The sequence below is a fragment of the Nocardioides humilatus genome (genome assembly GCF_008373755.1).
GTDB lineage: Bacteria > Actinomycetota > Actinomycetes > Propionibacteriales > Nocardioidaceae > Nocardioides > Nocardioides humilatus.
In genome coordinates this window covers 400,551-412,721 of record NZ_VUJV01000001.1, presented here as the reverse complement: position 1 = coordinate 412,721, position 12,171 = coordinate 400,551, and the positions used below count along the sequence as shown (strand labels likewise).

The window sequence follows — 12,171 nt, the reverse complement described above, 5'->3', positions numbered from 1 at the left end:
GGTCCGGGAGAGAGCCACCAGGGGGAGGGCAGCACCATCACGCAGATCGAGGATGACGCAGTGCAGGAGGCGGGCAGCCGCCAGCGCGTGCGTCGCAGCCGTCCCCAGGCCAAGGACAAGACGCCCGGGCGTCGCCGCCTGAAGATCGCCGGCTACGTCATGATCCTGGCCGGCGTGGCCGTGCTCGCGTGGGTCGCCTGGGAGTTCTGGGGCACCAACTGGGTCTCCCACCAGCGTCAGGACGAGGTCCGCAGCCAGCTCGAGGACGGCTGGGCCGACGGCGACGACACCGTGCACACCAAGTTCGGTGAGGCGACCGCGATCCTGCACGTCCCGCGCTTCGGCAAGAACTACGCCATGCCGGTCCTCGAAGGCACCGACGACGAGGTCCTCGCTGCCGGTATCGGTCACATGCTCGACACCGCCGACGCGGGGGAGAAGGGCAACTACGTCCTGGCCGCCCACCGTGTCACGCACGGTGAGCCCTTCGCCGACTTCCCCGAGCTCGAGGCGGGCGACAAGGTCTACGTCGAGACCCGTACCGCCACCTACACCTACGTGCTCGACATGAACGGCACCGACCTCGAGGTCCCCTTCACCGATGAGTGGGTGATCCAGCCGTTCCCGCAGAACCCGGACGGCGGAGTGTCGGCCCCGACGGGGGTCGGCAAGCACCTCATCACGCTGCTGACCTGCGCAGAAATCTTCCACACGGAGCAGCGATCGGTAGTGTTCGGGCATCTGGTGGCAATGGAGCCGATCCAGCGGTGATATCGAATGTGACATCACCGTGACCACCCTCACGCGTCACTCGGGACTACTTTCGCTACGCTAAGCACGCGTATCAGACTTTTTAAGGGGAGCTTTGACCATGACAATCCTCAGCCGCGTGTCGGCTGCACTGGTGGCCGCGGTCGCGGTGTCGACCGTGTCCGTTGGTGCGGCGTCGGCTGCGTCGTCGGCTCCTGACCCGTACTCGGTCAAGATCACGACCCACACCACCGTGAAGACGCCGAACCCGATCAAGGTCAACAAGACCCTCGACATCTCGGTGAAGGTGACGGCCAACAGCCCCACCCAGCCCACCGGCTCGATCACGTTGTCCCTGTCGCAGGCCCAGCGTGGCGGCGGTCAGGCGCGGTCCGCCGCGGCCGGCCCGGGGAGCTGGACCAAGACGGTCGACTACAACGGCGGCACGATCCACGTCGACGGCCCGTCCTTCCCGAAGGTCGGCCACTGGCTGGTCTCGGCCCGCTTCACCCCCGACGACGCCCAGTTCCGCGGTTCGCGTGACGGCTGGAACTTCCGCGTCATCCGTGGCGGCAGTGGCGACAACGACCACAACGACGACGACGACAACGGCGGTCTGCTGCCCGACACCGGCGGTCCGGCCCTCCTGTGGCTGCTCCTCGGCGTCTGCCTGGTGGGCGGTGGCGCGGGTGCCGTAGTGGTCTCCCGGCGTCGCGCCTCGGAGCCCGCCGCAGCCTGACCGCACCCCGCGATCACAGCGAGGTCGCCGACCGTCTGACGAGACGGTCGGCGACTTTCTTTTTGGGGGCTTCCACGCGGGAGGGCTTGGTGAATTATCATTTCCAGCAATTCACGTGACCTGACTCACCCGGCAGCGTTGTTCGGATGAGCGAAAGGGATCAAATATGCGCGGAACGGTTCTCCTGGCCGGTGCCATTCTCGGGGCCGCCACACTCATCGGCGCGCCCACGAGCTCGGTGGCCGCCCCTGACCCCTATACCGGTGGCATCACGACCGAGTGCAACGTCTCGGTGCCCGGAAATCTCGAGGCCGGCGAAAAGATCAAGATCAAGGTCAATGTCAACGCCAACAGCCCGACTCCGCCGACGGGCAAGATCACGCTCGTCGTGCTCGCGGGCCCCGGTGGCGGTGTCGCTCGACGCGAGCTGACCGAGATCTGGTCGAAGACGGTCAACTACTCCGGTGGCACCAAGACGGTCGTCGGTCCCGCGCTCCAGGCGGCCCAGCACTACAAGGTGGGCATTCGGTTCCGTCCCGGTGACGACACCTTCCTACGGTGTGCGGGAGGCGTGCTCTTCGGTGTCGAGGCCGCTGGCGACAACAACCACAATCCCGACGGCCCCGGTGGGCTGCTGCCCGACACCGGTGGTCCGGCCCTGTTGTGGCTGATCCTCGGCATGGGCCTGGTCGGTGGCGGTGCGGGGACCGTGGTCTACGCACGCCGGCGCACCGCGCCCGCTACCGTCTGACGCATGCCTTCACTGCGCTGCCCCTGTGACACCACGATCCGTGGCGAGGACGACGACGAGCTGGTCGACAAGGTCCAGGCTCACCTCGCCGCGGAGCACCCCGGCCGCGAATATTCGCGCGAGGAAATCCTCTTCATGGCGATGTGACCCTGCGGGTCACATCGGTCAGGCCGGGTAGATCCTCGGGAGCTCGGCTGCGCGTCCGGTGAAGCTCGGCGTGCGCTTCTCGTGGAAGGCGGCGACGCCTTCCTTGCCGTCGCCGATCGAGGTGTAGAACATCGCGAGCGAGTCGGACAGGTGCGCCTCGAGCGGGTGGTCGGCCGCGCTGTTGCGGTAGAGCATCTGCTTGGCCAGCCCCAGCGCCACGGGGGAGCGGTCGGTGACGAACGAGCGCGCCAGCTCCAGGGCGGCGGGCAGCAGGTCGTCGGGCTCGTGCAGGCTGCGGACGAGCCGGCCTGCGAGGAGCTGCTCGGCGGTCAGGATCTCCGCGGAGTAGACCCACTCCAGGGCCTGCTGGATGCCGACGATGCGGGGCAGGAACCAGGTCGAGCACGCCTCGGGCACGATGCCGAGCCGGCCGAAGACGAAACCGACGCGGGCCTTGGTTGAGGCGAGCCGGATGTCCATGGCCAGCGTCATGGTCGCGCCGATGCCGACGGCCGGGCCGTTGATCGCGGCGATCACCGGCTTCGGGAGGGCGTGGATGGCCAGGGTCACCTTGCCGCCGGTGTCACGGATGCCGTCGGCGTACGGCGCCTCGTCGTAGGCGGCGCGGAACTCCTCCGGGGTGGGGGCCAGGGTCTCGTCGAGCCCGAACACGTTGCCCTCCGCGGAGAGGTCCATGCCCGCGCAGAACGCGCGCCCGGCGCCGGTCACGACGACGGCTCGCACCGCGTCGTCGCGGGCGTCGGTCAGGAACACCTGCTCCAGCTCGCCCGCCATGGTGAGGTCGAACGCGTTGAGGGCGTCGGGCCTGCTGAGCGTGAGGACGGCGACGCCGTCGTCACCGACGGTCCAGTCGAGGGTCTCGTAGCTGGTCAACTTCCCGGTACTCCTGCCTTCGTGCACTGCTTCTTGGTGATGTCGTCGGTGCGATCCTCGATGATCGCGTCGAAGAGCGGGCGGCCCCGGCTCTCGTCGAGGGTGTTGGCCGAGCCGTCGGTGACCGGCATCGTGCAGGTGAGCCCGTCGCTGCCCACCTTGCCGATGGCGAGCGCCCACTTGGCGATCGCCACGGGCCCGGTGCCCTCGCCGAAGGCGAAGAAGTCCGGGACCGCCTGGTTGAGCTTCCAGTAGCGGATCGGGTTGAGGACCGACCAGGGCGAGAGGACCTTCTTGCCGATGGCGGCAACCACCTCGCGCTGGCGGCCGACCCGGTCAAGGTCGCCGAGCGTGGTAGCACGGGTCCGTGCGTAGGCCAGAGCGACCTCGCCGTCCGCCTCCTGGCACCCCTTCTTCTTGAGGTTCAGGCCTGCCTTCGGGTCCTTGATCTTCTCCTTCGGGCAGATCTCGATCCCGCCGACGGCGTCGACGACCCCGGCGACGCCGCCGAGGCCGATCTCGACGTACTCGTCGATGCGGATTCCGGTCTGCTCCTCCAGCGCCTTGACCAGCGCGGTCGGGTCACCGGGGTCCCACAGGCCGTTGATCTTGTGGCCGTCGATGATCCAGTCACGGGGGAACGACAGCAGCACGTCGGGGCCACCGGAGCCGGTGTGCAGCATCAGGATCGTGTCGGCGAGGCTGCTGGAGGGGTTGCCGGTCGCGTACTTCTTGCGCTGTTCCTCGCTCAGGCCGGAGCGCGAGTCGTTGCCGACCATCAGGTAGGTGGTGCCCGGCTGGTCACCGGGCCGGTCGCCCTTCGGCTCAAAGGCGATCTTGTCGACCTTCGACCACGTGAACAGCGGTACGGCGACGAGGAAGACCACCCACAGGAGCACCAGGGCGAGCACGATCCGGATCCAGGTCTTGGGGCGCCGCCAGATACTCGGACGGCGCCAGGAGCCGCTGGGCGGGGGCGTGAAGCCGGGAGGCGGGGCCTGCGGCGGAGGCGCGTACGGCGGCGGGCCGGTCGGCCCTGCCGAGCGGGTCGGCGGCGGCGGGGGCGGCGGCCCAGGCTGCCGCGGCTGGGCCGGCAACAGCCGGGTCGGCTCGGGGCCGGAGTCGGTCGGAGGCGGAGTGGCCCGCTTGTCGCCGTACATCCAGTCGAAGTCGCCGCCAGAACGGTCCGGGCGACCGCCGGAGTTTCGTGGACCCTCTGCCATGGTGCACGACGCTACCGTCTGGGGGTGAGCGCAACCTTCGAGGCTCGTACTCCTGGATACTCCCGGATCGAGCTGGCCACCGTGACCTCCCGCGCGCAGGCCAACCTGCTCGGCAACATCCACGGCGGTGAGATCGTGAAGCTCGCCGACTCGGCCGCCGGTGTCGTCGCCCAGCGGCACAGCGGCGGGCCGGCGGTGACCGCCGCACTGGACGAGATGGCCTTCCTCGAGCCGGTCCGCGTCGGCGACATCGTGCGCACCTTCGCGCAGATCAACTGGGCGGGGCGCTCGTCGATGGAGATCGGCGTCCGGATCGAGACCCAGCCGTGGGACGACGCGACGACCGAGAGCCTGCACGTGGGTTCGGCCTACTTCGTGTTCGTGGCGATCGACGGATCGGGCGCGGCGCGCCTGGTGCCGCCCCTCCAGCCCGAGTCACCTGACGACGAGCGCCGGATCCGCGAGGCCGACATTCGGCGGGCCCACCGGCTCGCCAAGCGGGCCGAGATCGAGGCCGGCCGCTCAGGCCACTGAGACCTCGGTCAGCACGGCCGCGACGGCCTCGACGGCCGCCGGGTGCGGCGGGGCGCCGTAGGTCGTGATCTGGATGGCGCGGGCCGCTCCGCCGATCGGACGCCGCGCGACGTCGGGGTGCAGGTGCGCTCGCAGGGCGAGTCCGGGGAGCACCGTGACGCCGAGCCCGCTCGCGACCAGCGACTGGACGGCGACGTAGTCGTCACTGGCGAAGGCGATCTGTGGGGTGAAGCCGGCCAGCTCGCACAACGCCAGCAGCTCACCGCGGCAGCGTTCACAGCCGGTGACCCATCGGGTGTCGGCGAAGTCGGCGAGGTCGACCGGGCCGTCGCCGGGGTCGAGTGCGCGCGGCACGACGAGCGAGAGCTGGTCCTCGTGGACGGTGACGGAGGTGACGCCGTCGGCCTCGGGCTGGTCGGGGTAGGCGAAGGTCAGCGCGATGTCGACCGTGCCGGCGCGCAGCATGGCGGCGGCCTCCGGCGGCTCCGCCTCGACGAGGTCCAGCCCGAGCCCGGGGTGGCGTCGGGCAAGCAGCGAAACGGCCGCGGGGACGAGGGTGGCGGCGGCCGACGGGAACGCCGCCAGCCGCACCTGGCCGGCCTGAAGGCTGGTCGACGCATCGAGCTCGGCCTCGGCACGGGCGAGGAGGGCGAGGACCTCGGCGCCGCGGATCGCGAGGCGCTCGCCGTCGGGGGTGAGCCGGAGCCCGCGGCCGACGCGCTGGAGCAGCACGCTGCCCGTCTCCACCTCGAGCCGGCGCAGGTGGTGGGAGATCGTCGGTTGCCCGTAGTGGAGCTGGGCGGCGGCCGCCGACACGGTCCCGGTGCGGTGGAGGGCCACGAGAGCCTCCAGGCGGCGTACATCGATCATATCGATGATTATGCGCTAAAAGATCTATTGGACCGATGGATAGGGGGTGGGTGATCCTGGACGGGTGCTGACCACGACCCTCGCCGCCCCCGCCGCGCTGACCTTCGACGCGATCCTGGCAGCCGGCGACGTCGTGGCCCGTGAGCTCGCTCCGACGCCCCTCCTGGCCCACCCACTGCTCGACCTGGCTGTCGGGGCCGAGGTCCTCGTCAAGCACGAGCACGTGCTGCCGACCGGCTCCTTCAAGGTGCGCGGCGGCGTGCACCTCGCTGCCCGACTCACGGAGGTCGAGCACGAGCGAGGCCTGGTCACCTGCTCCACCGGCAACCACGCCCAGTCCGTGGCCTACGGCGCCCGGCTCGCCGGCACCCGCGCGACCGTCGTGATGCCCCTGTGTGCGCCCGCGGTGAAGCGTGAGGCCGTCGCGGCGCTCGGCGCCGACGTGGTCATCCACGGCGCGACCCTCGGCGAGGCGGCCGCGCACGCGCGGTCCCTCGCGCGGGACGCCGGTGCGCCGTCGTACGTCGACACGACGGACACGCGGATCATCCTCGGTCACGCGACCGCCTACCTCGAGCTGTTCCGCCAGGCGCGCGACCTCGACGCCGTCTTCGTGCCGATCGGCAGCGGCACCGGCGCCGTCGGCGCCTGCCTCGTGCGTGACGCGCTCGCGCCCGGCTGTCGGGTCGTCGGCGTCCAGTCGGCTGCCGCACCTGCGGTGTGGCGCTCATGGCGCTCCGGCGTCGTCGAGACCGCGCCCGCCACCACCCGGGCGTCCGGGCTGGCGACCTCCAACGGCTACCCGGCCACGCTCGACCACCTCCGCCACGGCCTCCAGGACTTCCTGCTCGTCTCCGACGACGACCTCGACGGCGCGGCTCGCCTGCTCGCCTCGCACGCCGGCACCCTCGCGGAGGGCGCGGGCGCAGCAGCCCTCGCCGGCCTGCTCGCCACCCCGGTCAAGCCGTCTCGGGTCGCCGTGATGTGCACCGGAGGCAACGCGTCGGCCGACGAGATCGCCCGGCTCGCCGCCGCCTGACTTCACCGGCGCGTCGCGCGCGCTGTTACCTGTGTGACTGGTGATACTGAGCGGGTCACTGCTCACTTCCCCCAGCAGGAGAGACGCCCGCATGGTCGATCTCATGGCCCTCTCTGGTCAGCCGCACCAGACGAGCGTTGCCGAGCGGGCTGCCCGCGTGCGTTTTCGGCGCGCGCTCGCGCTGATGGCGATGACGCTGGTCGTCCCGGGGTCGGCCCAGCTGGTCGCCGGCAACCGGAAGATCGGCCGCGTGGCGATTCGGATCTGGCTCGGCACCCTGCTGGTCGGGACGGTGCTCCTCGTTGCGGTCGTCCTCGACCGGAAGATCGCCTTCCGCCTCGGGACCGACGCCAACCTCTTGCTCGTGCTCTGGCTCGCGCTGATCGGCGGCGCCCTGGGCTGGGCCGGGCTCTTCATCGACGCCTGGCGGATCGGCAACCCGCTCAGCCTGCGCATCCAGCACCGCCGCGCGGTGGTCGGCCTCAACGGCATCCTGTGCTTCGGTGTCGCCGGCACCCTGCTCTTCGGCGCCCACCTCGTCAACATCCACCGCGACTGGGTGATCGCCGTCTTCGGTGATGGCGAGGTCACCGGTGCCCACCACGGCCGCTACAACGTGCTGCTCCTCGGCGGCGACTCCGGCGCCGGGCGCTGGGGCCTGCGGCCCGACTCGATGACGGTCGCCTCGATCGACGCGAAGACGGGCAAGACCGTGCTGATCGGCCTGCCGCGCAACCTGGCCAAGTTCCCCTTCGCCGAGGGCTCGGTCATGGACAAGCAGTTCCCCCGGGGCTTCGACTGTGACGGCTGCTACCTCAACGGCGTCAGCACCTGGGCCGGCGACCATACCGACCTGTTCGGCGACTCCGACAACCCCGGCGTCGACGCCACGATCATGGCGATCGAGGGCATCACCGACCTCACGATCAACTACTGGGCGATGGTCAACCTCGCCGGCTTCAAGCAGCTCGTCGACGCGGTCGGCGGCGTGACGCTCAACGTGCGCCAGCCGATCCCGATCGGCGGCCTCGGCGACGACGTCACGGGCTACGTCCAGCCGGGCAAGCAGAAGCTCAACGGCTTCGAGGCGCTGTGGTTCGCCCGCGCTCGCGAAGGGTCCGACGACTACTCGCGGATGGCCCGCCAGAAGTGCGTCCTCAACGCGATGCTCCACCAGCTGAGCCCCGAGACCGTGCTGACCCACTTCTCCGACCTGGCGAAGGCCTCCAGCGACATGTTCTCGACCAACATGCCGGCGTCCGAGGCGAGCAGGTTCATCGACCTCGCCCTCAAGGCGCGCGACCAGAAGGTTGCCACGCTCTCGCTGGTGCCGCCGATGATCAACACCGGCGACCCCGACATCGGCCTGGTCCAGGAGAAGGTCCAGCTGGCCATCGACCGGTCCGAGGGCGACGCGCCGCCGGCCAAGAAGCGCAAGAAGGGTGGCTCCGTCACCGGAGGCTCGCTTGGCTCGCTCAACGACGGCTACGCCGCCAACGAGTCCGACGATCTGTCAGCGGCTTGCTAGCGCGCTGACGACGGCGTCGTAGGTCTGCTGGTCGGGGGCGCTGACCAGCCCGCCGCCCAGGCCCTGGGCCGGGAAGGGGCGGCCGTCGATCGTGCCGATCACGCCGCCCGACTCCTCGACGAGCAGCGCGCCGGCGAGGTGGTCCCACGGCTTGCTGTGGTTGTAGACGAGCGTGCGGGCGTCGCCGGCGATGAGTCGTGGGTAGTCGACGCCGCAGCAGGCCCAGGTGAGCTCGAGGTCGCCGAGGCCGGGCAGGGTGCGGCCGACCCACGCCCTCCGGGCGGTGCGGTACGGCGGCTGGTCGCTGCCGCTCGGCAGGGGCGCCATCGTCAGCGGCTCACCGTTGAGGAAGGCGCCGACGCCACGCTCGGCGACGTAGGCAGCCTGGTGCTGCGGCTGCCAGATCCAGCCGCGCACGACCTGTCCGCCGCGCACCTCGCCGATCATCACGGCGTGGTCGGGGGAGCCGTGGACGAAGTTCTTGGTGCCGTCGACGGGGTCGACCGTGAAGCCGTGCTCGGCCACGTTGAAGCGATCGAGGAGGCTCGGGTCCTGCGCGTGCGCCTCCTCGCCGAGCACCACGGCATCGGGGTAGGCCTCGGTGAGCGCCGCCGTCAGCAGCACCTCGGACTCGTGGTCGGCGATGGTGACCAGGTCGCCGGGGTTCTTCTCCGAGATCTGGTGGTCCTGCAGTGCGCGGAAGCGGGGCGTGATGACCTGCTCCGCCACGTCCTGCATCAGCCTCAGCACGGCGTCGGTGTCCACACGCCCACGCTATCGGTGCGCAGGTCGCGCCTGTCGCCCGCGGGCTAACCCGTAGGGTTGCGGCCGTGCGGATCGTGGCGGTGGTGGTGACCTACAACCGCCTGCCCCTGCTGCAGCGACTGGTCGACCGGCTCCACGAGGTGCCCGAGGTGTCCCAGGTCCTGGTGATCGACAACGCCTCGACCGACGGCACGGGGGAGTGGCTCCTCGGATTCGAGGCTCGCTCTGCTCTCACCGCCACCAGCGGCGCGCTCGCCCATCGCACGCTCGACCGCAATCGGGGCGGTGCTGGCGGCTTCCACGAGGGCCTGCGCTGGGCGGTCGAGGAGACCGATGCCGACCTCGTCTGGTTGATGGACGACGACGGCCTTCCCGACCCGGGATGCCTCGCCCGACTGCTCCAGGAGACCGACCTCGACTTCTGGGGCCCGCTCGTCGTCGACGAGGCAGACCCGGACCGTCTCGTCTTCCCGATCCGGCTCCCCGGCGGCACCCGCGTGGTCCACGACCTCCCGACCGCACGCGCCGCGGCGCAGGAGGGACGTCTCGAGGACATCGTGATCCCGTTCAACGGCGTCCTCCTCACGCGTGCACTCGTCGAGGAGATCGGCTACCCCCGGGCCGAGTTCTTCATCTGGGGCGACGACCACGAATACCGGCTCCGGGCCGAAGCCGCCGGCGCGCGCATCGCGACCGTCGTCGACGCCGTCGTCCACCACCCCTCGGTCGGCGACCTCGGCACCCCGATGATGTTCGGCCGCACCACCTACAACCACACGCCGAGCGACCTGAAGCACTACTGCATGGCACGCAACAACACGCTCAACCTCCGCGCCTACCGCGGGTGGCCGCACGTGCTGCTCTTCTGGTTGAAGACGATCTGGTTCTACCTGCTGACCAAGCCGCAGCCGAGCCGCATCGCCATGAGTGCGCGCGCAGCGAGGGCCGGACTGCGGGGCGACTTCACCGGGCACGAGAGGTACCTGTCATGACCGGCGAACGCGTCGCTGTCGTCGTCGTCACCTACAACCGCGCCGCGCTCCTCGAGCGGATGCTGGCTGGCCTCGATGCGCTGGACCGGCGACCCGACTGCGTGATCGTGGTCAACAACGCCAGCACCGACGACACCCGCGCCGTGCTCGAGAGGTCGACCAATCCCGACCTGGTCGCGATCCACACGACCGACAACCTCGGCGGAGCCGGAGGCTTCCACCTCGGGCTCAAGACGGCCTACGACAAGGGCTTCGACGCGATGTGGCTGATGGACGACGACGTCGTCCCTCGGCCCGACTGCCTGACGCGGCTGCTGGAGGTCGACAACAGCTGCCTGACCGCGGTGCGGGAGGACCTCACCGGAGCACTCGTCGAGAAGGCCGCCGTCCACTTCGACCTGCGCAACCCGCTCGCGATCCGGCCCAAGCGGGCCAGCATCGACTCGGCCTACGCCGACCGTGCGAGCATGCCGGCGACGGTCCCGGTCGACAACGTCTCGTTCGAGGGCTTCCTCGTACGGCGCGCCGTCATCGACGCCATCGGTCTGCCCGACCCGTCCTACTTCATCTTCTACGACGACGTCGACTACGCGATCCGCGCGCGGCGGGCCGGCTTCCCGATCCTGGCGGTGCGCGACGCCGTACTCGTCCGTCAGCTCGACTTCGACCAGCAGCACGACCTGGCCGGGTGGAAGGGCTACTACATGTACCGCAACCTGTTCGCGGTGCACTTCCGCTACGGCGACAACTGGCTCGTCCGGCTCAAGCCATGGTTGATCGCGCTGGCGGTCGTGCTGCTCAGTCCGCTACGGGGTGGTCGGGCAGAGGCGCGGAACGTGACACGAGCGCTTCGGGATGCCCGGAAGATGGCGACCCCTCCGACTCCCGCTTGAGCCGCACCCGCCAGCCCACGCGGTTGCCGGTCGCCATCCCGGCGAGCCAGACCGCGAACGCGCCCATCGCGGCTCCGCCGAGCACGTCCGCGGCGAAGTGCCAGCCGAGGTAGACCGTCGACAAGATGGTCAGGAAGAGGAACGCCCAGCTGACGATGCGGACCCAGAGAGGGAGCGCGACCAGCTCCACGACCAGGCAGATCGTCACCATGATGCCGACGTGGAGCGAGGCGAAGGCCGCCACGGTCTGGAGCCGGTCGGCGCCGCTCGGATCGGCCAGCACCGCCAGCCGGTCGGTCAGCAGGGTCTCCTGGAGGTCGCTCACGTAGGTGTGCGGGAGGCCGCTGAACATGCCGGGGTCGGAGTAGATCGGACCTACGGTCGGCACGAGGACGTAGATGAGCGCGCCCAGGCACCAGTCGACCGCGACAGCAGTGACATACCAAGCACCGGCCTGGATGTGCCGCGTCCAGACCAGTGCGATCGCGATGGAGACCGGCACCAGCGCGATCCACACGATGTAGACGCCGGACAGGAAGTGGGCGGTGACGCTCTCGCCGAGCCAGGAGTGGAGTACGGCGGCGGGGTCGTGCCCGAGGAAGAGGAACCGGTCGAAGTCGGCGAGCTCGTCGTCGAACCGCTCGGGGTTGACCAGCGGCGCCATGCTCTTGACGTTGCGGAACGCGGCGTAGGAGAGGTACCACGCGCCGAGACCGATGAGCGCGAACCACCAGTGCGACGCGGGCCATCGCTCGGCCATGACCTCGCGGGCCACCGGACCGAGCTGGCGCGGGGCCCACGCGCGGCGCTGTCCGGCCCGGTGCAGCAACCGGGGGAGCACGTCGATGAGGATCGCCAGGCCGAGCACACCGGGGAACGTGATGTAGCTGGGGAGGACGCCGTCGGGCTCGCGGATCGGGATGTCCTGGGTCGCCGACATGACCACCGCGGCGACCGCCAAGGTGATGCCGGCCGCCCATGCGAGGCCGAAGGTCCGGAATGCCCCGCGCGCGCCGTACCCGTTGCTCACGGTCACAGACTAATTG

At 70.2% G+C, this 12,171-nt stretch carries 14 protein-coding genes; 9 read left to right on the top strand and 5 right to left on the bottom strand.

The window, feature by feature from the left end:
* Positions 1-60 precede the first annotated feature (60 nt).
* The 4 genes from F0U44_RS01850 (at position 61) to F0U44_RS01835 (ending at position 2,387) form a co-directional block, all read left to right on the top strand.
* Positions 61-771 (top strand): class E sortase, encoded by a 711-nt coding sequence (locus F0U44_RS01850; RefSeq protein ID WP_246160237.1) that lies wholly within the window; start codon positions 61-63, stop codon positions 769-771.
* Between the two features lie 100 nt (positions 772-871).
* A complete protein-coding gene (locus F0U44_RS01845; RefSeq protein ID WP_149726550.1) occupies positions 872-1,489 on the top strand; it encodes a hypothetical protein in 618 nt (205 codons plus the stop codon).
* 166 nt (positions 1,490-1,655) lie between these two features.
* The gene (locus F0U44_RS01840; protein WP_149726549.1) at positions 1,656-2,240 is read left to right on the top strand and encodes a hypothetical protein; all 585 of its coding nucleotides are present in this window, start codon (positions 1,656-1,658) and stop codon (positions 2,238-2,240) included.
* Between the two features lie 3 nt (positions 2,241-2,243).
* Entirely contained in the window at positions 2,244-2,387 is a 144-nt protein-coding gene (locus tag F0U44_RS01835) for a DUF1059 domain-containing protein (protein WP_149726548.1), read from the top strand.
* Between the two features lie 18 nt (positions 2,388-2,405).
* On the opposite strand, the gene F0U44_RS01830 is transcribed toward F0U44_RS01835, so the two are convergent.
* Together F0U44_RS01830 and F0U44_RS01825 are read right to left on the bottom strand one after the other, a co-directional pair.
* Positions 2,406-3,281: a crotonase/enoyl-CoA hydratase family protein gene (locus F0U44_RS01830; protein ID WP_149726547.1), complete on the bottom strand. Its 876-nt coding sequence runs from the start codon at positions 3,279-3,281 to the stop codon at positions 2,406-2,408.
* Positions 3,278-4,504 carry an LCP family protein gene (locus F0U44_RS01825; protein ID WP_246160235.1) on the bottom strand — a complete coding sequence of 409 codons (1,227 nt, stop codon included), beginning with the start codon at positions 4,502-4,504 and terminating at the stop codon, positions 3,278-3,280. Before F0U44_RS01825 ends, F0U44_RS01830 begins: the two co-directional genes overlap by 4 nt.
* A gap of 24 nt (positions 4,505-4,528) precedes the next feature.
* Between F0U44_RS01825 and F0U44_RS01820 the strand changes: the two genes are divergently transcribed.
* Positions 4,529-5,038 (top strand): acyl-CoA thioesterase, encoded by a 510-nt coding sequence (locus tag F0U44_RS01820; RefSeq protein WP_149726546.1) that lies wholly within the window; start codon positions 4,529-4,531, stop codon positions 5,036-5,038.
* Here the strand turns inward: F0U44_RS01820 and F0U44_RS01815 are convergent.
* Complete coding sequence (locus F0U44_RS01815) at positions 5,027-5,908, bottom strand: LysR family transcriptional regulator (RefSeq protein ID WP_149726545.1); 882 nt, start codon at positions 5,906-5,908, stop codon at positions 5,027-5,029. The two genes, F0U44_RS01820 and F0U44_RS01815, sit on opposite strands and share 12 nt — an antisense overlap.
* A 64-nt stretch (positions 5,909-5,972) precedes the next feature.
* Here F0U44_RS01815 and F0U44_RS01810 point away from each other — a divergent pair, with 64 nt between their 5' ends.
* The gene (locus F0U44_RS01810; protein ID WP_188113272.1) at positions 5,973-6,947 is read left to right on the top strand and encodes a threonine ammonia-lyase; all 975 of its coding nucleotides are present in this window, start codon (positions 5,973-5,975) and stop codon (positions 6,945-6,947) included.
* Between the two features lie 103 nt (positions 6,948-7,050).
* Positions 7,051-8,475, top strand: a complete 1,425-nt coding sequence (locus tag F0U44_RS01805) for an LCP family protein (protein WP_188113271.1) — start codon at positions 7,051-7,053, stop codon at positions 8,473-8,475.
* Here the strand turns inward: F0U44_RS01805 and F0U44_RS01800 are convergent.
* Positions 8,461-9,240, bottom strand: a complete 780-nt coding sequence (locus F0U44_RS01800; RefSeq protein ID WP_223163548.1) for an inositol monophosphatase family protein — start codon at positions 9,238-9,240, stop codon at positions 8,461-8,463. The genes F0U44_RS01805 and F0U44_RS01800 overlap by 15 nt on opposite strands.
* Before the next feature lie 65 nt (positions 9,241-9,305).
* On the opposite strand from F0U44_RS01800, the gene F0U44_RS01795 reads away from it, so the two are divergent.
* Together F0U44_RS01795 and F0U44_RS01790 are read left to right on the top strand one after the other, a co-directional pair.
* The gene (locus F0U44_RS01795) at positions 9,306-10,232 is read left to right on the top strand and encodes a glycosyltransferase family 2 protein (protein ID WP_149726543.1); all 927 of its coding nucleotides are present in this window, start codon (positions 9,306-9,308) and stop codon (positions 10,230-10,232) included.
* The gene (locus F0U44_RS01790; RefSeq protein WP_149726542.1) at positions 10,229-11,125 is read left to right on the top strand and encodes a glycosyltransferase family 2 protein; all 897 of its coding nucleotides are present in this window, start codon (positions 10,229-10,231) and stop codon (positions 11,123-11,125) included. Before F0U44_RS01795 ends, F0U44_RS01790 begins: the two co-directional genes overlap by 4 nt.
* Here the strand turns inward: F0U44_RS01790 and F0U44_RS01785 are convergent.
* Entirely contained in the window at positions 11,031-12,155 is a 1,125-nt protein-coding gene (locus tag F0U44_RS01785) for a phosphatase PAP2 family protein (protein WP_149726541.1), read from the bottom strand. The two genes, F0U44_RS01790 and F0U44_RS01785, sit on opposite strands and share 95 nt — an antisense overlap.
* Positions 12,156-12,171: the final 16 nt, after the last annotated feature.

Bases quoted from the DNA above. Each gene is read 5' to 3' on its own strand.
- F0U44_RS01805 (WP_188113271.1), top strand. From the start codon at position 7,051: ATGGCCCTCTCTGGTCAGCCGCACCAGACGAGCGTTGCCGAGCGGGCT.
- F0U44_RS01815 (WP_149726545.1), bottom strand. From the start codon at position 5,908: ATGATCGATGTACGCCGCCTGGAGGCTCTCGTGGCCCTCCACCGCACC.
- F0U44_RS01835 (WP_149726548.1), top strand. From the start codon at position 2,244: ATGCCTTCACTGCGCTGCCCCTGTGACACCACGATCCGTGGCGAGGAC.
- F0U44_RS01845 (WP_149726550.1), top strand. From the start codon at position 872: ATGACAATCCTCAGCCGCGTGTCGGCTGCACTGGTGGCCGCGGTCGCG.
- F0U44_RS01790 (WP_149726542.1), top strand. From the start codon at position 10,229: ATGACCGGCGAACGCGTCGCTGTCGTCGTCGTCACCTACAACCGCGCC.
- F0U44_RS01825 (WP_246160235.1), bottom strand. From the start codon at position 4,504: ATGGCAGAGGGTCCACGAAACTCCGGCGGTCGCCCGGACCGTTCTGGC.
- F0U44_RS01840 (WP_149726549.1), top strand. From the start codon at position 1,656: ATGCGCGGAACGGTTCTCCTGGCCGGTGCCATTCTCGGGGCCGCCACA.